This window comes from Nocardia amamiensis, assembly GCF_015477605.1.
GTDB lineage: Bacteria > Actinomycetota > Actinomycetes > Mycobacteriales > Mycobacteriaceae > Nocardia > Nocardia amamiensis_A.
This window is the reverse complement of sequence record NZ_JADLQX010000003.1, coordinates 179,750-201,937: the sequence shown is the minus strand read 5'-3', so window position 1 is coordinate 201,937 and position 22,188 is coordinate 179,750. Positions and strand designations below refer to the sequence as shown.

At 66.5% G+C, this 22,188-nt stretch carries 22 protein-coding genes and 1 tRNA gene; 15 read left to right on the top strand and 8 right to left on the bottom strand.

Going from position 1 to position 22,188, the window contains the following annotated elements; all coding sequences use genetic code 11:
• Positions 1 to 95 precede the first annotated feature (95 nt).
• Both IU459_RS05515 and IU459_RS05510 read left to right on the top strand, forming a co-directional pair.
• Complete coding sequence (locus IU459_RS05515) at positions 96 to 797, top strand: DsbA family protein (protein WP_195128361.1); 702 nt, start codon at positions 96 to 98, stop codon at positions 795 to 797.
• Between the two features lie 402 nt (positions 798 to 1,199).
• Positions 1,200 to 1,272 (top strand) — tRNA-Ala (locus IU459_RS05510).
• A gap of 253 nt (positions 1,273 to 1,525) precedes the next feature.
• On the opposite strand, the gene IU459_RS05505 is transcribed toward IU459_RS05510, so the two are convergent.
• Positions 1,526 to 2,365, bottom strand: a complete 840-nt coding sequence (locus IU459_RS05505; RefSeq protein WP_195128360.1) for a LysR family transcriptional regulator — start codon at positions 2,363 to 2,365, stop codon at positions 1,526 to 1,528.
• Between the two features lie 105 nt (positions 2,366 to 2,470).
• On the opposite strand from IU459_RS05505, the gene IU459_RS05500 reads away from it, so the two are divergent.
• The 8 genes from IU459_RS05500 to IU459_RS05470 all read left to right on the top strand — a co-directional run bounded on the left by IU459_RS05500 (position 2,471) and on the right by IU459_RS05470 (position 8,657).
• Positions 2,471 to 3,196 carry an SDR family oxidoreductase gene (locus IU459_RS05500; RefSeq protein ID WP_195128359.1) on the top strand — a complete coding sequence of 242 codons (726 nt, stop codon included), beginning with the start codon at positions 2,471 to 2,473 and terminating at the stop codon, positions 3,194 to 3,196.
• 67 nt (positions 3,197 to 3,263) lie between these two features.
• Positions 3,264 to 4,187, top strand: coding sequence for an NADP-dependent oxidoreductase (locus IU459_RS05495; RefSeq protein WP_195128358.1), 924 nt, complete (start codon positions 3,264 to 3,266; stop codon positions 4,185 to 4,187).
• Between the two features lie 97 nt (positions 4,188 to 4,284).
• Positions 4,285 to 4,533, top strand: a complete 249-nt coding sequence (locus tag IU459_RS40020) for a Scr1 family TA system antitoxin-like transcriptional regulator (protein ID WP_369123090.1) — start codon at positions 4,285 to 4,287, stop codon at positions 4,531 to 4,533.
• 82 nt (positions 4,534 to 4,615) lie between these two features.
• Positions 4,616 to 4,798, top strand: coding sequence for a hypothetical protein (locus IU459_RS05490; RefSeq protein WP_195128357.1), 183 nt, complete (start codon positions 4,616 to 4,618; stop codon positions 4,796 to 4,798).
• Positions 4,799 to 4,858: 60 nt separating this feature from the next.
• Positions 4,859 to 5,851: an alpha/beta hydrolase gene (locus IU459_RS05485; protein ID WP_440446462.1), complete on the top strand. Its 993-nt coding sequence runs from the start codon at positions 4,859 to 4,861 to the stop codon at positions 5,849 to 5,851.
• Between the two features lie 359 nt (positions 5,852 to 6,210).
• Complete coding sequence (locus IU459_RS05480) at positions 6,211 to 7,290, top strand: amidohydrolase family protein (protein WP_228837415.1); 1,080 nt, start codon at positions 6,211 to 6,213, stop codon at positions 7,288 to 7,290.
• Positions 7,291 to 7,309: 19 nt separating this feature from the next.
• Positions 7,310 to 8,104 carry a class I SAM-dependent methyltransferase gene (locus tag IU459_RS05475; protein ID WP_195128356.1) on the top strand — a complete coding sequence of 265 codons (795 nt, stop codon included), beginning with the start codon at positions 7,310 to 7,312 and terminating at the stop codon, positions 8,102 to 8,104.
• Positions 8,091 to 8,657: a TetR/AcrR family transcriptional regulator gene (locus IU459_RS05470; RefSeq protein ID WP_195128355.1), complete on the top strand. Its 567-nt coding sequence runs from the start codon at positions 8,091 to 8,093 to the stop codon at positions 8,655 to 8,657. The genes IU459_RS05475 and IU459_RS05470 overlap by 14 nt, the downstream gene beginning before the upstream one ends.
• A gap of 36 nt (positions 8,658 to 8,693) precedes the next feature.
• Here the strand turns inward: IU459_RS05470 and IU459_RS05465 are convergent, their stop codons facing one another.
• Complete coding sequence (locus tag IU459_RS05465; protein ID WP_195128354.1) at positions 8,694 to 10,202, bottom strand: lipase maturation factor family protein; 1,509 nt, start codon at positions 10,200 to 10,202, stop codon at positions 8,694 to 8,696.
• A 240-nt stretch (positions 10,203 to 10,442) separates the two neighbouring features.
• Positions 10,443 to 11,807: a flavin monoamine oxidase family protein gene (locus IU459_RS05460; protein ID WP_195128353.1), complete on the bottom strand. Its 1,365-nt coding sequence runs from the start codon at positions 11,805 to 11,807 to the stop codon at positions 10,443 to 10,445.
• Between the two features lie 244 nt (positions 11,808 to 12,051).
• On the opposite strand from IU459_RS05460, the gene IU459_RS05455 reads away from it, so the two are divergent.
• From IU459_RS05455 to IU459_RS05435, 5 genes are all read left to right on the top strand, one after another.
• Entirely contained in the window at positions 12,052 to 13,308 is a 1,257-nt protein-coding gene (locus IU459_RS05455; RefSeq protein ID WP_195128352.1) for a cytochrome P450, read from the top strand.
• A gap of 130 nt (positions 13,309 to 13,438) precedes the next feature.
• Entirely contained in the window at positions 13,439 to 14,695 is a 1,257-nt protein-coding gene (locus tag IU459_RS05450; RefSeq protein ID WP_195128351.1) for a cytochrome P450, read from the top strand.
• A 64-nt stretch (positions 14,696 to 14,759) separates the two neighbouring features.
• Complete coding sequence (locus IU459_RS05445; RefSeq protein ID WP_195128350.1) at positions 14,760 to 15,704, top strand: metal ABC transporter substrate-binding protein; 945 nt, start codon at positions 14,760 to 14,762, stop codon at positions 15,702 to 15,704.
• Complete coding sequence (locus IU459_RS05440; RefSeq protein ID WP_195128349.1) at positions 15,701 to 16,456, top strand: metal ABC transporter ATP-binding protein; 756 nt, start codon at positions 15,701 to 15,703, stop codon at positions 16,454 to 16,456. Before IU459_RS05445 ends, IU459_RS05440 begins: the two co-directional genes overlap by 4 nt.
• Before the next feature lie 25 nt (positions 16,457 to 16,481).
• The gene (locus IU459_RS05435) at positions 16,482 to 17,366 is read left to right on the top strand and encodes a metal ABC transporter permease (RefSeq protein ID WP_195128348.1); all 885 of its coding nucleotides are present in this window, start codon (positions 16,482 to 16,484) and stop codon (positions 17,364 to 17,366) included.
• Between the two features lie 122 nt (positions 17,367 to 17,488).
• Here IU459_RS05435 and IU459_RS05430 read toward each other — a convergent pair whose 3' ends face one another.
• The 5 genes from IU459_RS05430 to IU459_RS05410 form a co-directional block, all read right to left on the bottom strand.
• Positions 17,489 to 18,739 (bottom strand): ABC transporter substrate-binding protein, encoded by a 1,251-nt coding sequence (locus tag IU459_RS05430; RefSeq protein WP_195128347.1) that lies wholly within the window; start codon positions 18,737 to 18,739, stop codon positions 17,489 to 17,491.
• On the bottom strand, positions 18,729 to 19,700 hold the full coding sequence (locus IU459_RS05425) for a branched-chain amino acid ABC transporter permease (RefSeq protein ID WP_324198750.1): 972 nt from the start codon (positions 19,698 to 19,700) through the stop codon (positions 18,729 to 18,731). Before IU459_RS05425 ends, IU459_RS05430 begins: the two co-directional genes overlap by 11 nt.
• A 104-nt stretch (positions 19,701 to 19,804) precedes the next feature.
• Positions 19,805 to 20,686, bottom strand: coding sequence for a branched-chain amino acid ABC transporter permease (locus IU459_RS05420; protein WP_195128346.1), 882 nt, complete (start codon positions 20,684 to 20,686; stop codon positions 19,805 to 19,807).
• 2 nt (positions 20,687 to 20,688) lie between these two features.
• Positions 20,689 to 21,408, bottom strand: coding sequence for an ABC transporter ATP-binding protein (locus IU459_RS05415; protein ID WP_195128345.1), 720 nt, complete (start codon positions 21,406 to 21,408; stop codon positions 20,689 to 20,691).
• A complete protein-coding gene (locus tag IU459_RS05410; protein ID WP_195128344.1) occupies positions 21,405 to 22,163 on the bottom strand; it encodes an ABC transporter ATP-binding protein in 759 nt (252 codons plus the stop codon). Before IU459_RS05410 ends, IU459_RS05415 begins: the two co-directional genes overlap by 4 nt.
• Positions 22,164 to 22,188: the final 25 nt, after the last annotated feature.

The following is a 22,188-nucleotide window of genomic DNA, read 5'->3' as shown; positions in this document are numbered from 1 at the left end:
CGTTTGCGGATGTACCGCCCGACGGCGGCTGGGGAGGTTCGGTGGGGCAAAGTGTCAATGTGAGCGAATCTCGTTCGAACTACACGCCGCGGCCGATGTCCAGTACGACTACCTATGCGTTGGCTGCGGTTGCCCTCGCGTTGATCGTGTTGATCGTGATCGCGGCGATCCGCTGGGGTCGGGACGAACCGACGGTCCGCAATGACGGCTACGGTCCGGTGCGGGATCTGGCGGTGCACTCGGTGCTCGAGCCGAATGGCTCGATCCTGCTCGGCCGCCCGGACGCGAAGAAGACCATCGACATCTTCGAGGACCCGCTGTGTCCCGGCTGTGGCAACCTGGAGCGCATCTACGGCCAGGAAATAGCCCAGAAGATCGATACGGGCGCGCTGGCGGTCCGCTACCGCCTGGTGAACTTCCTCGACGCCCGCTCCCAGAGCAAGGACTACTCCACCCGCGCAGTCGCCGCGAACCAGTGTGTGGCCGAAGCCGGATCCGGCCCGGTCTACTCGAAGTTCCACACGGAGCTGTTCATCACGAAGCGCCCCAGTGAGGGCGGCAGCGACCTGAACAACGAAGCACTCGCGGCCATCGCCCGGGACGCCGGTGCCCCCCAACCGGTGCTGCAGTGCATCACGACCGGTGCCAAGCTCGACTTCGCACGAACCACCGCCATGGCGCAGACCGCCGCACTCGGCGAGGCACTCGGCGGCTCCGCGGCCACACCAGCGGTCTTCGACGGCACGACCAAGGTCGACGCCAACGACGAGAACTGGGTGATCTCACTCACCCAGTGATCTGTGGATGCTTCCGCGGCCCCTGGTGTACGGGACATCCGCTCGACCCAACGGAAGGGCCGGGACGCCGATTCCACCAAATCGACGCCCCGGCCCACTCGACGGCGCAATCCGACCTCCCAGCCCCCGAGATCGCCCACCGAGCTTTCAGTTGGTCAAGGGGCCGGGCGTCGGCTCCACCTGCCGACACCCGGCCCGCGCACTCGACAGCCCGGTCTCACCCCCTGTCCAAGACCGCACCTCGAGGTGCCATATCGCTCCCCACCCATGATCGAACACATGTTCGACTATACATCGTTGGTTCAGCTCTGTCGCCCCCGAATCGAGGCGATTTGGTCGCCGACACACCGGTGGTGTAACTTCATTCAAGCGCGGCGGGGAAGCCCGGAGCGCAACCCACCAGGGGCTATGGCGCAGCTGGTAGCGCACCACACTGGCAGTGTGGGGGTCAGGGGTTCGAGTCCCCTTAGCTCCACAGAAAACCTAGGTCAGGACCGGTATTGCACCGGTACTGACCTGTTTTTATTTGGCCCAACCCCACGAAAATCTCACGGCTTGCATTCTGGTTCGTATCGGATGGGCCGGTGGGTGTGGTGATCCTAGGCATCCGAAAGTGCACAGCCGAGTTTCGGTGCGCCCGGTATGCGGCATTTCCAGATGTATCCCGAATCCGGATGTATCACGAAGGATTGGTGATGCTCGATACGGTCGGCGAACAGTGGTGTCGGTTAGAGGCGTGTCGCGGTGTGGACGAGGTCGGCAATGGCTTTGGATCTGCTGTGTGGCGGCCAAGCGATGACGGTCGTGACGGCCGGTGCGTCTGGCACGGGCACGACGGCATGATCCTCGCGTAGCTGGGTTCGCAGCGACTCGGGCACGACCGCGCAGGCCAGTCCGAGCGCGATCAGTTGGAATAGTTGGGTATGGTCGCGCACCTGCGGGCCGGGGCCGTCCGGATAGCTGCCATCCCGTCCAGGCCAGCGCGGCAGGGGCAGGTTCGTCAGGGTGTTGACCTCGGCCAACGTCACATGCGCCCGGTTGGCGAGGGGATGCCCCGCAGGCAGGACAACGACCTGCTGTTCGGTGCTCAGATCCTCGGTGTCGAATCCGGCTGTCGTGTCGTAGGGCCGGTGGAGCAGAGCAACGTCGGCACGCCCGTTGCGCAGCAGACTTTCCGGCTGGCCTGGGCCGCACAGCATCACCTCGACTGCCACGGCGCCCGGTTCGGCGGCGTAGGCGTGCAGCAGCTTCGACAACAGTTCGCTGGACGCTCCGGCCTTGGTGGCCAGCACCACACCGGGCTGGTCGGCCGCGGCACGGCGGGTTCGCCGCTCGGCGGCTTCGACCGCGTCGAGCGCGGTCCGGGCCTCCCGCAGCAGTACCGCCCCGGCCTCGGTCAAGGTGATGGCGCGAGCGGTGCGGTGCAGCAGGACGACTCCGAGCCGCCGTTCGAGCTGCTGGATGGCTCGCGATAGTGGTGGTTGCGCGATCGCGAGCCGTTGTGCCGCCCGCCCGAAGTGCAACTCCTCGGCGACGGCGACGAAGTATCGCATCTCCCGCGTCTCCACCGGGTCATGGTATCCGGCGATGACCACGACCAATACCCGTGCGGTATCGCCGCCCACCCGATCGGTCTTGGACGCTGCACCCGGAGCCGCAGCAGGATCGGCGGTGTGAGTGAACAGACGATTGCGCTGGTGACCGGCGCGAACAAGGGAATCGGATACGAGATCGCCGCTGGCCTGGGCGCGCTCGGCTGGCGCATCGGTGTGGGCGCGCGCGATCGGCAACGCCGCGACACCGCGGTGGAGAAGCTGCGCGCGGCCGGGGCCGATGCGTTCGGTGTGCCGCTCGACGTGACCGACGACGCAAGTGTGGCCGCGGCGGCCGAATTGATCGCCGACCATGCAGGAGGGCTGGATGTCCTGGTCAACAACGCCGCGATCACCGGCGGTATGCCGCAGACACCGACCACGGTCGATCCCGCGACCGTGCGAGCTGTCGTGGAAACCAACGTGATCGGGGTCATCCGGGTCACCAACGCGATGCTGCCGATGCTGCGCGCCTCGGCCGCACCGCGGATCGTCAACATGTCCAGCAGCGTCGGCTCGCTCGCCCTGCAAACCACACCCGGCATCGACATGGGCCAGGTTCCCGCCGCCTACTTGGCCTCGAAGACCTTCCTCAACGCCCTCACCATCCAATACGTCAAGGAACTGGGTGATACCAACATCCTGATCAACTCCGGCTGTCCCGGTTTCACCGCCACCGACCTCAACGGCTTTCGCGGCGTCCGTACACCGCAACAGGGCGCGGCCATCGCGATTCACCTCGCGACCCTGCCCGACGACGGACCGACCGGCGGATTCTTCGACGACGCCGGAACGGTGCCCTGGTGACCGGCACACCGGTGCCCCCATTCCCGTTCCCGAGGTCAGCCGCGCGTCGCACATCGGAGGAGAAGCAATGGCAAAGGCAGTCAGATACGACGAGTTCGGCGGAATCGAGGTCTTGCGGGTCGACGATGTCGACCGCCCCGTGCCCGACGACGGGCAGGTCCTGGTTCGGGTAAAGGCGGCAGGCATCAACCCCGGTGAGGCGGCCATTCGGACCGGCGCGATGGCCGGCATCTTTCCCTCGACGTTTCCGTCCGGGCAAGGCAGCGATCTTGCCGGGGTTGTCGCCGAGGTCGGCGTCGGAGTCGACCGATTCTCGGTCGGCGACGAGGTGATCGGGTTCTCCGAGAAGCGGGCCGCCCAGGCCGAGTTGGTCCTGGTCGACGTCGAAAACCTGACACCCAAACCGAACGGCGTCCCTTGGGCGGTGGCCGGCGGCCTGTACGTCGCCGGCGTGACTGCCTGGGGGGCAGTACATTCCTTGCAACTCGGCAAGGGGGAGACCGTTGTCGTCTCCGCAGCAGCCGGAGGAGTCGGCTCGCTCGCTGTTCAGCTCGCTCGTCGTGCCGGAGCCACTGTCATCGGCCTGGCGAGCCGGCACAACCACGAGTGGCTGCAAAGCCACGGCGTGATCCCGGTCGCATACGGTGACCGCGCCATCGACCGGATCAAGGCCGCCGCACCAGGCGGCATCGATGCCTTCATCGACACCCACGGCGGCGGGTACGTCGAACTGGCCCTCGCCCTCGGCGTCGCTGTCGAGCGGATCGACACCATCGCCGATTTCGCAGCGGCCGCGAAATACGGAGTCAAGACCGAACCCGGAACCAACGCCAGGCCGGGCGCCGAGGTACTCGCCGAATTGGCCGCCCTGATCGCCGAGGGACACCTCGAAGTCCCGATCGCGAACGTCTACCCGTTGACACAGGTCCGCCAGGCCTACACCGAACTCGAACGCCGGCACACCCACGGCAAAATCGTGCTCGAGCCCTAACCTGTACCAACACAATGCAGCCCGCTACGAGCGAACCTGCACAGCTGCGCTCGATCCCATTCGGGCGCGGTGCTCACGTCTTGGTCGATCCATCCGAATGCGGTCGGGCGCATCGTATCCCCTCGATGACCTGGACACTGCCGTCGCGGCACGGATGGCACGCCAGGACATATTGCGTACGCGCGTGGCCGTGCTGGTCCACGAGGCGGCGCTATACACCACGCTCGGCGACGATGAGGTGACCGCCGGGCAATTGCGGCATCTGCTCGATGTGGCGTTCGATAATCCCCGCCTGTTCTTTCGGTGTCATCCCACTATGAGCCGGGTTCGTCCACCTCTCCGGTAGCTTCCACCTGTTCGATCGTCGGCAAGCCCTGATCGAAACCGCCAGCGCCGAACTCAGCATCACCGCGCCGAGCGAGTTGGAGTTGTACGAACGTCTGTGGGGCGGGCTGCGTGTCCACGCCGTCTACGGAGACGCCGCCCGCTCGCTGATCACGTCAGCGCTGGAGGGGCGGCGCGGCTCCCACCTGATTCAGAAGTACGAGCACCTGGATTGCAGCCTTGTGGTCTTCCCGGTCGTGGGCGGGGCGCAAACCCGCAGGAAGTAATCTGAACAACAACCGATTCGGATATCTTCGGTGACTTGCCGGGGAAGTAGGAGGTGCGGGGTGGCTGCGGCAGTGCGATCTGGGAACCAGCGGGTGCGTGGTTGGTTGAGGAAGACCGGTGCTGTCGTTGCAACAGCTGCGCTGGTGGCAGGAATCGGTGGGGCGGTGGCCAGCGCCGCGCCGACGCACGCGCCGGTATTGCGTGCGCCGGCAGGTGGTTACCAGGATCTCTTGGTGCCGTCCAGCATGGGGCCGATCAAAGTGCAGGTGCAGTGGGCGGCCCGGGGTGGGAGTGCGGCGCTCTATGTGCTCGATGGTCTGCGTGCACCGGGTGATCACAATCAGTGGACGAGTGATACCGATGCGCTGCGCCAGTTCACAAGGGACAACGTCACGTTGGTGTTCCCGGTCGGTGGTCGCTCGAGCTTCTACACCGACTGGTACCGGCCGAGTAGTACGAACCGACAAGCGACGACGTACAAGTGGGAGACCTTCCTCACCAAAGAGCTGCCCAACTTCTTGGCAGGGTATGGCGTGTCGCGAACCAACAACGCCATCGTCGGGGCATCCATGGGCGGCAACGCCGCTCTGACGTTGGCCGGGCACCATCGCGACCAGTTCAAGTTCGCCGGATCCTTCTCAGGGTTCGTGCACCCGACGTTTCCGCTCTGGAACGAAGCGATGCGCGCTGCCATGTGGGACGAGGGCAACTTCAATGTGGACGACATGTGGGGTACGGCCGGTGATCCAGCCTGGAATCGAAACGATGCCACTGTGCAGGCCGAATTGTTGCGTGGGCTGCCGATGTACGTCTGGACGGGTAATGGCGCGCCCGGGCCGCTCGACGTGCCGTACGGGGTCGGCAACACGGTGAACGCGATGAGCCTGGAGGCCATGACGCTGGCTGCCGCCCAGATGTTCCGTGATCGAGTCGCGGCGTTGGGCATCGCCGCTCGCGTCGACTTCGTCAACGGGACGCACACCTGGCCCTACTGGCAGGAAGCTCTCGCGACGGCGCGCCCGATGATCCTCGACGCGCTGCGCGCACACTGACACGGCTGTCCCGGGCTCGACGTATAGCTTGCGACGACGAGGGTCGCACAGTGGTTCGGTGAGCGCTCCGAACGGAAAGATCTGGTGCGGACGGCAACTAGCTCCTGACAGGGTGGGAGCGATGGGCTGTGGCCAGCAGGGCGTGCGGACGATCGCGCCCGCGAATACGGCGGCGCGCCCGGCGGCTCCGATTTGCGGTGGCGACCCGGGTCCGCCGGAGCGGCCCACAGCCGGAAACCCACAGCGCAAGCCTGCCGTCAGGACTTATATGTGAACTAACAAGTATCTCAACTCTCGTCCTTTATCGTCGATATAGGTACGATTTCGTACTTAAGATCGACCAAAGGGGAGTTGGAGTGATGGGATCCTTGTCGCGACGCCGGGCGTTGACCGTCACCGCCGCCATGGCGGCGGTGACGGCCTGCGGATTCGGCGCGGCCGGTGTCGATGTGGGGGCGCACGATCGCTACGGCGAGGTCCCGGGTGATCGGCGGGTGGATGTCCACCATCACTTCGCGCCGCCGCAGTGGCTGGATTGGGCGGAGGCGCGGGGATTGGTGATCCGTGCGGTGTTGCCGTGGTGGACACGGTGGGACCTCGATTCCGCGCTGTGGGCGATGGATTCGGCGGGCATCGAGACGGCCGTGGTGACGGCCGCGACACCAGTACTGCGCTATGCGGACCCCGGCCAGCATCGGGAGAGCCTGATCATGGCCTACGCGGCCATGGTCGACCTGGTCGCGCGAGCGCCGGGCCGGTTCGCCTTTTTCGCGCCTCTGCCGCTGGACGACCTCGAGCTGGCCGCATGGTCGGCCCGATATGGGCGAGACGCCGGAGCCGTGGGCGTGAACGCCATGACCCACAACGCGACCGGGGTCTACCTGGGCGATCCGGTATTCGACTCGTTGCTGGCCGAACTCGACAGCGGCCCAACGGTGATCAACCTGCACCCCACTGAGCTGCCGGGCAGCTCACCACTTGCCCCAGCTCTGCCCGGTGTTCCGAGTTTCCTGTGCGACTATCCGCTCGACATCACGCGCGCCGCCGTCAACATGACGGTGCACCGCACGCTTGATCGTTTTCCGAACCTGTCGTTCATCCTGCCGCACGGCGGCGGATTCCTGCCTTACATCGCAGGCCGGCTCGGCTCCGGCGGCGGCTATCTCGCCCCCGCGGTCGAGCCCGAGCGGGTCGAGAATTATCTGCGCCGCTTCCACTACGACACGGCAGCGCCGATGTCGCCCGCCTCCACCCCGACGCTGCTGGCCGTTGCCGACCCGGCCCGCATCCTCTATGGCAGCGACTGGCCCGCCGCCCACACCGATCTCGTCGCCGGGGCCGCATCCGCCCTCGATTCCGACTCCGCATTGACGATCGGTCAGCGAAGAGATATCGACCGGCACAACGCACTTCGGCTGTTCCCTCAGTTGCGATCCTGACCCGAGGAAGAGGACCACAATGGACAACCCCGATACTTTCCCGCCCACCGCAGCGGCAGCCGAACGCGGAGCGCAGACATACAAACCGGCGCTGCTCGCCTGCTACGACACCCTCGTGCTCGGCCTCGTCTGCCGATTCGTCTGGCGCGCTCCGCGTAGGCACATGCGGGCCCTCTATGAGCGGAACGTGAGCGCGCGGCATCTCGAACTCGGTCCCGGGACCGGGTATTTCCTGCGCCGCTCGCTGCGGCCGGGCCTGTCGACGCGGCTGGTGTTGGCCGATCTGAACCCTTCCGTGCTCATGCACTGTGCGCACCGGCTGGCATCCCACCGGCCCGAAACCTATCGGCGCGACGTTCTGCACCCGTTCGACATCGAGCCACCGCTGTTCGAGTCCGTCGGCGCGAATTTTCTCTTTCATTGTGTGCCGGGCAGTTTCGTCACCAAAGCGATCGTCTTTGATCACGCCGCCGCCGTCGCCGCACCCGGGTGCCGGATCTTCGGCAGCACGATCCTGGGCCGTCACGCTCGACACACTCTGGCCGCGCGCCTGATGTCGGGCTGGTTCAACCGCACGGGATTGTTCTCCAACACCGAGGACAGGATCGAAGACATCGAGACCGAACTCGCCCGCCGGTTCGTCGACTACCGGCTGACCACCCGCGGGTCGGTGGCGTTCTTCGAGGCACGATATGCACAGGACTCGTCGACAACGACGTGGCGACAGACAGAGGAGGGCACGAGCGGTGACAGCCGGAACACCGGAAGGCACGCGCCGCCGCAACAAGGAAGCTCTGCGCATGGCGGTCTTTGAAGCCGTGATCGCAGGACTGGTCGACAGCGGATACGGTGGCCTGACCATCGATGGTGTGGCCGCCCGTGCCCACATCAGCAAAACCTCTATGTACCGCTACTGGCCGAGCAAGGAAGAACTCGTCCTCGACACGATCCGCGGATATTTGCCTCCGATCCAGGACGTGCCCTATAGCGGCAGTATCCGCGAGGATTTCCTGCAGATGCTGCGCAACACCTCGGCTCTGGCCGCGAGCCCCACCGGAATCGCGATCGCCGGACTCCTCACCGAAGCACACCGTCATCCAGCCCTCGCCCGAGCGGTGTTCGAGCAGATCATCGAACCGCGCCAGCGCATCATGCTCGAATCTCTGCACCGCGCGGCCATCCGCGGTGAGATCTCACCGGGCGCAGTCACCCTCCTGCCGATCCAAGTCGCTGTCGGTGTCGTCAACATCCACCAACTGCAGTTCGGCGCTCCGCCGAGCGACGACGAACTGATCCAGATCGTGGACCAGGCCGTCCTGCCCATCCTTGGGCTCACCCCAGACCAGAAACGACCCGACATCGCATAACGTGCGCCACGGTGGACAACATGGACACCCGCTACCTCATTCGGCTTCCCCAGAAGGTCGATCGGCCGGACTCGACGCCTCCGGTTCGGCGTCCGGCGCCGGTGCAGCCCGGTCCGTATCCGGGGTCGCGCGCAGCGTGGCAGGCGGCAGGTATTCACCGACGCAGCGGCGGGTCCACCAAGCCCCGGTGCGGCGGCGTTCCTCGCGCGTGGTGAAGCGGTAGACGTAGAGCAGAATCCGCACGTACTTCGGCGGTCGCTCGGGGAAGGGATTCGTCGCAAGCAGACGCAACATGGCGGTGTCGCCTTGCAGCAGTTGGACCACCATCGTCAGAAGCCAGGATTCCGCGTAGAGCGGTGACATGGCCGCGAACCACATCAGCCAGTCCAGCCGCAGGTGATAAGGGGCCACCTGCCTCGGGCGGCGGGTGAGGGTCCCGGGCTTGGCCCGGAATTCGTACGCCTTCCAGGTCGCGTCCGGCTCGGGCCGGTCGTCGGTGCCTTCGATGACCAGCTCGAGCCGCGTGCGGGTGACGTGTCCGAACAAGCCGTAGGTGTTGCCCAGATACAGCCGGTTGAAGGCGGCGTTCATCACCTGGTGCCGTGACGCCATATTGCGAACCGGTGCCCAGCTCAGCACCACCATGGCCACCGTAAGGATCGACACCATGATCGTGAACCACAGCGGTCCCTCCGGCGCCGGTGCTGGCTCGACAGGAACCAGCGCCGCGAGGAACCGGCCGTCGAGCGCCAGCGTGGCCAGTGCGATCGTGAGCAGGTTCAGCCACGCGAAGTTCCCGCTGACCATCAGCCACAGCTGCGTCACGATGATGATCCCGGCGGACACCGACGCGATCGGCTGGGGGCACAGTAGCCCGAACGGAACGATCAGCTGCGCGACATGGTTGCCCAGCACCTCCAGGCGATGGATCGGCTTGGGCAGATGGTGGAAGGACCAGCTGAACCGGTTCGGGATCGGCTGGGTCTCGTGGTGGTAGTAGAGCGCGGTGCGATCCCGCCACGCCGGATCGTTGCGGATCTTGATCAGGCCCGCGCCCACCTCGAGCCGCACCAACACCCAGCGCAGTAGGAACACCACCGCGATCGGTGGGGCCGTGTCCGCGTTTCCGAGGAAGATCGCCAGGAAGCCCGCCTCCAACAGCAGCATCTCCCACACGAAGCCGTAGAAAGTCTGCCCGGCATTGACGAACGACAGGTACAGCACCCACAGCGCTGCCCACACCGCCATTGCCACCGGCAGCGGCACCATGTCGGTCAGGCCGAGCACGACCGCGCCGGACAGCACCACACCCAGCGCGGCCAGAGCGGCGGCCAGCCGGTCGGAGTAGTGGAGGTGGAGCAGGCTCGGCGACCGCCGGAACCCCGCCGCCCGCAGATACCGCGGCGCGGGCAGCAAGCCGCGCGCACCGCACAGTGCCCGGAATTGGGCCAAGGTCGACAAAAATGCGATCAGATACACCAGGCCGAGCAGCCGCTCGAAGATCAGCCGGGCCAGTACGTAACCGGAATCGTAGAACTCGAACATCGCTGGTCGCCCACGCTCGAATACGAAGCTCCTGATCAGGACAACGCTCGGAGCAGCCGTATTCTTTCCGGCATCTCCCGGAAATCGGTCCGGACGCAGGCGCGTCATCCCGCCGTCGAACCCGGCGATGACCGATCCCCGACCGAACCGATGAGCACGCGCCGAGCCTCATCCACGTCCGCAGGCAGCATGCGTCAATGGTGCCCATGCGTACGGGGAGTGGCTGCGGTGCGACGTTTCTCAGCCCACCGTCGCCGTCTCGTGTTCCAGCACTTCGCTGGCCGCCCGCTCGCCCGAGCGGATGGCGCCGTCGATCCAACCGCACATGACCGCGGAGCTTTCCGTTCCGGCCCAATGGATCCGGCCGCAGGGTTCGCGGAGGGCATGGCCGAACTGGGTGAGCACGCCGGTCGGTGCGTGGCTGAGCATGCCGCCACCGGAGTAGCGCTCGGCGCTCCAATTCTGCTCGATGTAGTCGATGGGGGATCTCGCCTTTTCGCCGAATCGATCGCCGAGTTCGCCGAGTATCGCCTGCTTTCGCTCGGTCGCGTCGAGTTGTCCGACCTGCCGCGCGATGGGGCCCTCGATGATGACGCACAGGACTCCGGGCCGTCCGGTGTCCGTGCACGAGTCGATCGTGATGGTCGCGGGGGATCCTGGCGAGACCGATTGACCCGACAACCCGTCGTGCCGCCAGAACGGTTCGTCGTACACGAGGGAGATCTTGATGATAGAGCCGCTCGGCATCCGCTGGTGGAGGAACGAGCGATCGACCGGCAACATGGGTTCGTAGCGAATCTGGCTCGCGACCGCCAAGGGCACGGCCACGATCGCCCGGCGTGCGCGCACGCTCACCTGATCGGTGCGAACCGTCACCCCGTCGGGATCCTGCTCGATGCGCCGGACCGGCTGGGAGAGACGGATCGACTCGCCGATCTCGGCGGCCATGGGCCGGTAGATGGCGCCCATGCCGCCGACCGGGCGGGCGTCCTGCGCGCCGTCCTTGACGCCGAGGACGAAGCCCGGCCCGCCACCCGAGGCCATCTGGTAGAGCACGAAGAGCATCGACACCTCCGAGGCGGCCGAGGTGTAGCAGCCGGCGATGGCGGTCTCCAGGAGCTCATGGGCGGGTTTGGACAGGAGGTTGCCATCCAGCCAATGCGCCAGACTGACCTGATCCCACTTGTCGGCCTTCTTCGCTGCCCACGGAGCTTCCAGCGGGACCGACTTGCACAGGTGCCCCAGCTCGAGCAAGACCGCGCCGAGGTTCATCGCCGCCCACGGGCTCATGGTCCACGGAATCGTGCCCGTATAGCGGTGCTGCTTGCCGTCCACCACCATCATGGCCTCGCCGTCGGTGTACTGCTTGTAACTCGGTACCCCGAATTCGTTCATCAAGGCCTGGATTCGGTCCTGCCCCGGCCCGATCCAGGCGCCGCCGCGATCGATCCACGACCCGTCCGGACGCATTTCGGTGAACGTCCGCCCGCCGAGCCGGTCGCGCGCTTCCAGCACGACCACCGATCGGCCGGTCTGTCTCAGCCGCAGCGCGGCCGTCAATCCGGCGAATCCGGCACCGATCACGCAATAGTCGACGTCTGTCATGAAAGCCGCCCTCGTGTTGGAGTTCTGCGCGCGACGCCCCGCGGTTGTCGCGCGATCGCGGCACCCGCGAAACAGCGGGTGCGATCAGCCTTCGATCAGGCGTATGAGTCGAATATCTAGCAATTCTATAGCAAATTCCGTGGTCCGGCCGGTCCGGCGACCAGACCCGTCGGTTCCGGTGCGCGCGCTGCGCAAGCTGCTTAGGCTCACGGGGCTTGTTGTTCGACCGCCTGGAGTTTCTTCGATGACGATGTCTTCGTCCCCAACGCACAGCTCGTCCGGCCGCACACCGCACGGTTCACCGATCGATACCGATGGCCCGCGGATTCCGCTGTACGCACCGGAGTTCGCGACGGATCCGCACGGTGCCTATCGCGAGATGCGCGAACGGTACGGGTCGTTGGTGCCGGTCGAGTTGGCGCCGGGCGTGCCGGCGACCTTGGTGATCGGGTATTACACCGCGGTGCGGATCCTCAACGACCCGGACCATTTTCCGGCCGATCCGCGCATCTGGCAGCAAGATATTCCGCCCGATTGCCCCGTGCTGCCGATGATGGAGTGGCGGCCGAACGCGCTGCGGAATGCCGGCGCCGAGCACGCTCGCTACCGGCAGATCAACGTCGCGGGTCTCGGCAAGGTCGATCAGTACCGCCTGCACGACACCGTGGCGGAGATGGCGATCCCACTGATCAACTCGTTCTGTGCGGACGGGTCCGCGGATGTGGTTCGCCAGTACGCGTTTCCGCTCGCCTTCGCGGTGCTGAACGCCTTGCTCGGCTGTCCGGCCGAGATCGCCCAGGGCGCCGCGAGCGGTATGGCCGCGATCTTCGAGGGCATCGACGCGGAGCGCGGAAACAAGATGCTCATCGATGCGCTGCTGGAGCTGACCCTGCTCAAGCGCGCCGAACCCGGCGACGACGTGACCACCCGGATGCTCCAGCACCCGGCCTTGCAGAGCGATACGGAAATCGTGCACCAGTTGGGCACGCTGTACGGCGCGGGCATCGAACCGCAGCTGAATCTGATCGTCAACACCCTGCTGCTGATCCTCACCGACGAGCGGTTCGGCGGCAGTGTGCTCGGCGGGAGCCTCTCCACCCGCGATGCCCTCGACGAGGTGTTGTTCAACGACCCGCCGATGGCGAACTTCTGTTTCAGCTTCCCGAAGCAGCCGATCCTGATCGAGGACTTCTGGCTGCCCGCTCACCAGCCGGTCGTGATCAGCATCGCCGCCTGTAACACCGACCCGGCGATCAGCTCGGACCGGTTGGCGGGCAATCGCGCCCACCTCTCTTTCGGGGGCGGGCCGCACTCGTGTCCGGCCAGTTCGCTGGCCTACCTGATTGCCCAGGATGCCATCGACCAGCTGCTCGACGCCTTGCCGGAGATTCGCCTCGCGGTGCCAACGAGCGAGCTGACCTGGCGACCGGGCCCGTTTCACCGAGCATTGACCGCACTGCCGGTCGTCTTCCCGGCGTCGCCTCCGCTGCCCGCTCGGTAGCGGCGGGAACTGCGTGGCAAATTCCGTGGTCGGGTCAGACCGCTGACCAGACCCGTCGTTTTCGGTACGCGCGCTGCGCAAGCTGCTTAGGCTCACGGGGCTTGTTGTTCGACCGCCTGGAGTTTCTTCGATGACGATGCCTCCGTCCCCAACGCACAGCCGATCCGGTCACGGGCCGCACGGCTCACCGATCGATGACGACGGTCCGCGGATTCCGTTGTACGCACCGGAGTTCTCGGCGGATCCGCAACGCGCCTATCGCGAGATGCGTGATCGGTACGGGTCGTTGGTGCCTATCGAATTGGCGCCGGGTGTTCCTGCGACGTTGGTGATCGGGTATTACACCGCGGTGCGGATCTTCAACGACCCGGACCATTTTCCGGCCGATCCGCGCACGTGGCAGCAGAGCGTTCCGGCCGACTGCCCGGTGCTGCCGCTCATGCAGTGGCGGCCGAACGCGCGGCGGAACGACGGCGCGGCGCACGCCCGCTACCGGCAGGCCAATGCCGCGGCTCTGGACAAAGTCGACCGGTACAAACTGCACGACACCGTGGCGCAACTGGCCATCCCACTGATCAACTCGTTCTGTGCGGACGGGTCCGCGGACCTGGTCCGCCAGTACGCGTTTCCGCTCTCCTTCGCGGTGCTGAACGCTCTGCTCGGTTGCCCGGCCGAGATCGCGCAGCGCGCCGCGGCCGCGATGGCCGCGATGTTCAACGTCGTCGAAGCGGAGCGAGGGAACAAGCTGCTGATGGCCGCGCTGGCGGAATTGATCGAACACAGGAAAGCCGAACCCGGCGATGACGTGACGACTCGAATGCTGCAACATCCGGCTGAGCTGACCGATGTGGAAATGGCCAATCAGGTGGGCACGATGTACGGAGCGGGCATCGAGCCGCAGCAGAATCTGATCGCCAACACGCTGCGGCTGATCCTCGCCGACGAAAGGTTCGGCGGCAGCGTGCTGGGCGGGAGCCTCTCGACCAGGGACGCCCTCGACGAGGTGTTGTTCAACGACCCGCCGATGGCGAACTTCTGTTTCAGCTTCCCGAAGCAGCCGATCCTGATCGAGGACTTCTGGCTGCCCGCCCACCAGCCGGTCGTGATCAGCATGTCCGCTTGCAATACCGACCCGGAGATCAGGACGGACCAGTACGCGGGCAATCGCGCCCATCTGGCCTTCGGGGGCGGGCCGCACGTATGCCCCGCGCGTTCGCTGGCTTACCTGATCGCCCAAGACGCCATCGATCAGCTGCTCGACGCATTGCCGGAGATTCGCCTCGCGGTGTCGCCCGACGAGCTGACCTGGCGGCCGGGCCCTTTCCACCGCGCATTGACCGCTCTGCCGGTCGTGTTCCCGGCGTCACCTCCGTTGCCCGTGGAGTAGCGGGCCCAGATTTCAATGACTCCAACTTGAAAGTTAGGGCAGGCGAACATTATGATCTCGGTGCATGAAGGCTCGGCTGCACTGTTTGGTTGCTCTCCCCCCGCGCCGGTTGGTCGCGGCCGCCACCGTGAGTGTCCTGGCGCTGGTCCTCACCGCGTGCGGGGCAAGTGAGGCCGGGCGTCACGATCGACCGGTGGTGCTCACCACGTTCACGGTCCTCGCGGATATCGCGCGGAACGTGGCCGGCGAGCACCTGACCGTCGAGTCGATCACCAAGGCGGGCGCGGAGATCCACGGCTACGAGCCGACGCCCGGCGACATCAAGAAGGCATCGAAGGCCGATCTGATCCTGGACAACGGCCTGAACCTGGAGGCGTGGTTCGCGCAGTTCGTCTCGGATGTGCGTGTGCCGCACGCGGTGGTCAGCGATGGCGTCGATCCGATCGGCATCAGCGAGGATGCCTACCAGGGCAAACCGAACCCGCACGCGTGGATGTCGCCGCGGAACGCGCAGATCTACGTCGACAACATGGTGCGCGCCTTCGAGGAGCTTTCCCCGCAGCACGCGGCCGATTTCCGGGCCAACGGCGAGCGGTACAAGACCGAACTGCGCAAAGTGCACGACGAACTCCTCGGCACCCTGAGCGCGCTGTCGCCGGACGAGCGCGCCTTGGTGACGTGTGAGGGCGCGTTCTCCTACCTCGCTCGCGACGCCGGTCTCACCGAGAAGTACATCTGGGCGGTCAACGCCGAGCAGCAGGCAACGCCGCAGCAGATCGCCTCGGCCATCGACTTCGTCCGGCAGCGCCGGGTGCCTGCGGTGTTCTGCGAGTCCACGGTGTCGGACGCGCCGATGCAGCGAGTGGTCGAGGCCACCGGCGCCCGGTTCGGAGGCGTGCTGTACGTCGATTCGCTGTCGGAGGCCGACGGGCCCGTGCCGACCTACTTGGAGCTGATCCGCCATGACGCGCGGACGATCGGTTCCGCACTGACGGGGCGCAGGTCATGAGCGAGCGAGCCGTCCACACGACCGCGCCGGCGATCGAGGTGCGGGACGTCACCGTCCGCTACGGTGACGTGCTGGCGCTCGATGGGGTCGATCTAGCCCTGGATTCGGGCCGGGTCTGCGGGCTGATCGGCATGAACGGCTCGGGCAAGTCGACGTTGTTCAAGTCCATCATGGGGCTGGTCCAGCCAGATCGCGGAACTGTGCGAATCAACGGTGACGCGCCGGTCGCGGCGCGGCGGGCGGGCGTCCTCGGCTATGTGCCGCAGAGCGAGGATGTCGACTGGAGCTTTCCGCTCTCGGTGCGCGACGTGGTGATGACCGGTCGTTACGGCCGCATGGGGTTCACCCGCCGCCCACGCAAGGCCGACCGCGAGGCCGTCGCGCACGCGCTGGAACGCGTGGAGCTGACCGACCTCGCCGACCGGCAGATCGGCCAGCTGTCCGGTGGGCAGAAGAAACGCGCCTTCGTGGCGCGCGGCTTGGCGCAGGGCGCGACCGTTCTGCTGCTCGACGAGCCGTTCGCCGGGGTCGACAAACGTTCCGAGGCCACGATCACCACGCTGCTGCGTGAGCTGGCCGCCGATGGCGCCACGATCCTGGTGTCGACGCACGACCTGAACGCCTTGCCCGGTCTCGCCGACGAGGCGGTGCTGCTGATGCGCACGGTGCTCGCGCACGGCGATCCCGATTCGGTACTGCGGCCGGAGAACCTGGCGAGGGCGTTCGGCCTGGATGTGATGGACCGGGTGTGAACCCGGCGGAGCGCGAGACAGACCAATGAATCCGACTGAATTCTTCATCGACCCCCTGCGCTACGAATTCATGGTGCGCGCGCTGGCGACCACCGTGACGGCGGCGGTGGTGTGCGCGGTGTTGTCCTGCTGGCTGGTTCTCATCGGGTGGTCGTTGATGGGCGACGCGGTCTCCCATGCGGTGCTGCCCGGTGTGGTGCTGGCCTACATCGTCGGGCTGCCGTTCGCGGTGGGCGCGATCGTGTTCGGGTTCCTGGCGGTCGCGCTGATCGGGGTGGTCCGCGACACCAGCCGGATCAAAGAGGACGCCGCCATCGGCATCGTCTTCACCACACTGTTCGCGTTCGGGCTGGTGCTCGTGTCGGTGACGCCCAGCCAGACCGACCTCAACCACATCGTGTTCGGCAACCTGCTCGGCGTCAGCCGTGGCGAGCTCATCCAGGTCGTGCTTCTCGCGGCTATCACCCTCGCCGCGCTGATCCTCAAACGCCGCGATTTCACGCTGTATGCCTTCGATCCCACGCACGCGCACGCCATCGGCCTCAGTCCCCGGCTGCTCGGCACCGCCCTGCTCGGCCTCTTGGCCTTGACGGCTGTCGTCGCCCTCCAAGCGGTCGGCGTCGTTCTGGTGGTCGCCATGCTCATCATCCCGGGAGCGACCGCCTACCTGCTCACCGACCGTTTCGGCCGCATGCTGATCATCGCCCCGACCGTCTCGGTGGCCTGTGCGGTGACGGGTCTGTACGTGAGCTACCACCTCGACACCGCGCCGGGCGGCATGGTCGTCGTCGTCCAGGGCCTCGCCTTCACCGCCGTCTACCTGTTCGCGCCGCGCCAGGGCGTCATCGGGCGGCGCCTCTCCGCGGCCCGTCGGCAGCGGAGCGCGAACTCGCTCAGCACCGCCGAGTGATCAGCTGACATCGCGATAGCGCTCGAAGATTGCCGCGATGCCGTGGCCGCCGCCTATGTGACCCACTGGGTGACCGCGCCGAGCCCGCCCCGGAGAGCTCCGGGGCGGGCTCGGGGGAGTGCCTACTTGCCGGTCTGGATGACTTCGCCGGTGAGCACCCAGTGATCGCCCTCGAATCGCATGAGCTGCACCGCCTCCATCGGGAAGGCGTCGCCGGGGCCGGTCGAGAGCTTGACGCCGGGCAGCAGCAGGTCGACGCCGACGTTGTTCAGCGCGCGCATGGAGTCGCGAAGGCCTTCGCGGGTCGGGCATTTCGCGGCCGCCATGGTCTTGTGGAAGCTCTCCGCGGCCGCCCAGCCGAAGATCGTGTACTGGTTGGTCGGGTCGATGCCCGGCGCGTACTTCGCCAGCTTCTCCTTGTAGGCGCGCATCGCCGAGTCGGTCGTCCACTGCGGGTCGGCCGGGTCCTTGACGAATGACGCCGACACCACGCCCTGCACGTTCTCGAAGCCGACCGGCTTCAACACGGTGAGGGTGTTGGCGACCTGCGAGACGATATGCAGCGGATTCCAGTCGGTGTTGCGCGCCTCGGCCGCGAGTGCCTGCGAGGCGAACTTGGGCGTGGAGAAGTTCAGCAGCACATCGGCTTTCGAGGAAGCCAGGTTGCGCACCTGTGGATCCACGGTGGGATCGGTGACCTCGTAGCTCTGCTCGGCGACCACCGTGACGCCGCTGCCCGCCACGGCCTTGGTGAAGTTGGTCAGCAGATCCTTCCCGAAGTCGTCGTTCTGGTAGAGCACGGCCACGGTCGCGTTCGGCCGCTGCTGGCGCACGTACTGGGCGAATGCGAGTGCTTCGGTCCGGTAGCTCGGCTGCCAGCCGATGGTCCACGGATGTTGGTCATCCGCGCCCCACTTCGTCGCGCCGCCCGCCACGAACACCTGCGGTACCTTGCGCTGGTTCAGGTAGTCCCACACCGCCGAGGAGGTCGGCGTGCCGAGCGTCTGGAAGAGAGCGAACACCTGGTCCTGTTCGACCAGCCTGCGGGTCTCCTCCACGGTCTTGGGTGGCTGGTAGCCGTCGTCGCGCACCAGGTATTCGACCTTGCGGCCGTTGATCCCGCTCTGCTCCGCGTTGATGTAGTCGAAGTAGGCGCGGACACCCTTCGGTATCTCGCCGTACGCGGACGCGGGCCCGGACAGCGGATAGATCCCGCCGAGTTTGATACTGGTATCGGTGATGCCCGTGGTCTGCTGACCCCGGCAGTCGCCCTGTCCGACGCTGCCGCCGTCGTCGCCGCGGCCGCCACAGGCGGTGACCGCGAGCAGAACGGCAGCCGCGACTCCTGCGGCGCGGATCGCTCTAGTGCGCATTGGTTTTCCCTTTCCGAACGAGGTGTACGAGCCAGCGCGCCGCCCGGCCGGCGAGTCCGGCCAATCCGTTCGGCGCGAGGTACATGACCGCGATGATCAGCAGTCCGAAGGTGACGCCTGGGGCGGCCTGGTTGACGTCCTGGGCGAAGCTCGGCACGTACATCACGAACAGTCCGCCGAGCACAGGTCCCCAGTACGAACCGAGCCCGCCGACGACCAGCCCGGCCAGCAGGGTGACCGACAGTCCGATCGCGAACGAGTCGGGGGAGACGAACCCGATCACCCAGGTGTAGACGCAGCCCGCCACCCCGGCGAGCATCGCGCTGAAGGCGAAGGCGAGGGTCTTGTAGAACGCCAGGCGCACTCCCATCACCTCGGCGGCGATCTCGTTGTCGCGAATGGCGTGCAGAGCCCGGCCTACTCGGGACCGTAGGATTCCGGCGACCAGCAGGAAGCTCACAGCCATGGTGACCAGCGCGAGGAAGTACAGCCACTGGTCCTCGGCCAGGCCCGTCCACGCCGGTGCGGTCGGCTTGGCGAGCGTCAGGCCCATCGAACCGCCGGTGAGGAATTCGCCGCGTTTCAGGAGCGGGACCAGGAAGATCGCAATGGAGAGGGTGACCAGTGCCAGATACAGTCCGCGCAACCGCAGCGCGGGTACCCCGAGGGCGAGTCCCAGCGCGAACGTCACCGCCGCGGCGACCGGAATCGTGGCGAGATACGGTGCGTCCCAGCGGTCCATCAACACGGCCGCGCTGTATGCGCCGACACCGAAGAAGGCGCCGTGCCCCAGCGAAATCTGGCCGGTGTGGCCGACCAGCAGATTCAGGCCGAGCAGCGCGATCGCGTAGATCATCGCCATCGCGAGCTGGAAGGTGCGGAACGGCACCAGCTGGAACGGCGCGGAGCAGGCGAGGACCAGCAGGGCGGCGATCGCCAGCGTCTGCCGGTGCGAAGTCACCAGTTCGAGCAAACCCGACCTCTTCGTGAAAGGCGGTGTGGCTCGGCTGGGCTCGTCATCCGTGTAGGACGAATTGGTCATGGTGTTCGGAGTTTGCATGTCGCTTATACCCTTTCCACCGCTGGTCGGCCGAACAGACCCTGCGGGCGCAGCAGCAGGACACCGAGGATGATCACCAGCGGCACGCCGATCTTCAGTTCGGTTCCGATGACGTCCAGGTAGGCGCCGGTGAGGGTCTCGGCGACGCCGACGATCAGCCCGCCGGCTACCGCGCCGCCCGGGCTGTCGAATCCGCCGAGCGTCGCCGCCGCGAAGGCGTAGATCAGCACTCCGCCCATCATGTTGGGCTCCAGGAAGAGCAGCGGCGCCGACAGCACTCCGGACACCGCACCGACGAGGGCGGCAAGGCCCCAGCCGAGCGCGAGCACCGTGCCGACCCGGATGCCGACCAGCCTGGCGGACTGGGGATTACACGCGACCGCACGCATCGCCAGCCCGATCTTGGTGTAGCGGAACAGCAGGTACAGCAGCCCCATCACCACGCCGACCACGGCTACCACGCCTAGGCTGCCGTATCCGGCCGAGACCCCTCCGACGCGCAGCGCGCCCTCGGGAAATGGATTCGGGAACGACTTCACCTGAAAGGACCAGATCCAGCCCGCCGCCGCGTTGACGAAGAAGAACAAGCCGACCGTCACGATCACCAGCGTCAATTCGGGCGCGCCCTCGACCGGCCGGATGATCACCCGCTCGATCAGCATTCCGCCGGCGAAAGACACTGCCAGCGTGGCGATCAGCGTCAGCCAGAACGGCATGCCGAACTGGGTGAACTGCCAGGCCAGAAAAGCCGAGAACATGGCGAGCTCGCCCTGGGCGAAGTTCACTATCCCGGTGAACCGGTGGATGAGTACCAGTGCCAGCGCGAGTCCGGCGTAAATGGCTCCGGCGGAGAGACCTTCGATGATCTGCTGTAGGAATCCGGTCATGGTCAGATCCGGTATCCGAGGTAGGACTGCGCGACCTGCTCGTCGGCGCGGATCTCGGCTGCGGTGCCGGACAGGACGATTCGGCCGGATTCCAGGACGTGCGCGTGATGTGCGGTCTCCAGCGCTAGGTGAGCGTTCTGCTCGACGACGATCACGGTGGTGCGTTCCTCTTCATTGATGGTGTGCACGATCTGAAAGAGCTCCTGGGTGACCAGGGGGGCGAGGCCCAACGACGGCTCGTCCAGCAGCAGCAGCCGTGGGCGCAGCATGAGCGCCCGGCCGATGGCCAGCATCTGTTGCTGCCCGCCGGACAGTCCGCCCGCGGGCTCGCGCAGCCGGTCCTTCAGGACCGGGAAGTAGTCGAGGACCCGCTGCAGATCGGCTTCGATACGTACCCGATCGCTGTGCCGGTAAGCGCCGAGCCGCAGATTCTCCTCGACGGTCAGTGGCAGGAATGTCCCGCGTCCCTCGGGCACGTGCGCGACACCGGTTCTGGCCATGGCCTCCGGTGCACGTCCCGCGACCTCGACGCCGTCGAGGCGCACGGTGCCGCGGGCCTTGACCATGCCGCACAGGGCGCGCAGCAGTGTGGTCTTCCCGGCCCCGTTGGGGCCGAGGATCGCGCAGATCTGCCCCTCGGCTACCTCGAAGGTCAAGCCGTGCAAGACTTTCGCGCCCCCGTAGCCCGCGTGCAGGTCGGTGACGGTGAGAAACGCGCTCATGCCGCCGTCCCCAGGTAGGCGCGGATGACGGCCGGATCGCGCTGCACCTCTTCGGGTTTGCCTGCGGCGATCACCCGGCCGAACTCCAGGCACACCACGCGCTCGCAGGTTCCCATGACGAAGCCCATGTGGTGCTCGACGACGATCACGGTGAGGTCCAGCTCGGCGCGCAGGGCCCGCAATCGGTCGGCGAACTCGCCGACCTCGCCGTGACTGAGCCCGTTGACCGGTTCGTCGAGCAGCAGCAGCCGTGGCCGCACGGCCAGGGCCCTGGCCAGCTCGATCCGCTTGAGTGTGCCGAAGGGGAGCCCGGCGGCCGGCTGATCGGCCACCTCGGCGAGGTCCAACCGGGTCAGCAGCGCATCGACCTGCGTACGCAACTCGCGCTCCTCGCGCCGCACCCGAGGAAGTCGCAGACCCGCGGCGACGAATCCGGCCCCGGCGCGGTGGTGCGCGCCGACCAGCACGTTGTCCCGGACCGACATGCGCGGGAACAGCCCGAGATTCTGGAAGGTCCGGGCGATGCCGAGTCCGGCGAGGGCGTGCGGTGCCGCCGTCAGCAAGTCACGATCCTGATACCGGATGGTGCCCGTGGTGGGCTGATAACGCCGGGTCAGGCAGTTGAACAGCGTCGTCTTGCCCGCGCCGTTGGGCCCGATGAGTCCGACCATCTCGCCGGGATCGACGTGGAACCCGACCTCCTGCAGGGCGGTGATGCCGCCGAAGCGGACAGTGAGGTTGGTTATCTCGAGCATGCGTCCTCCGGCCCGCGTCCGCTCG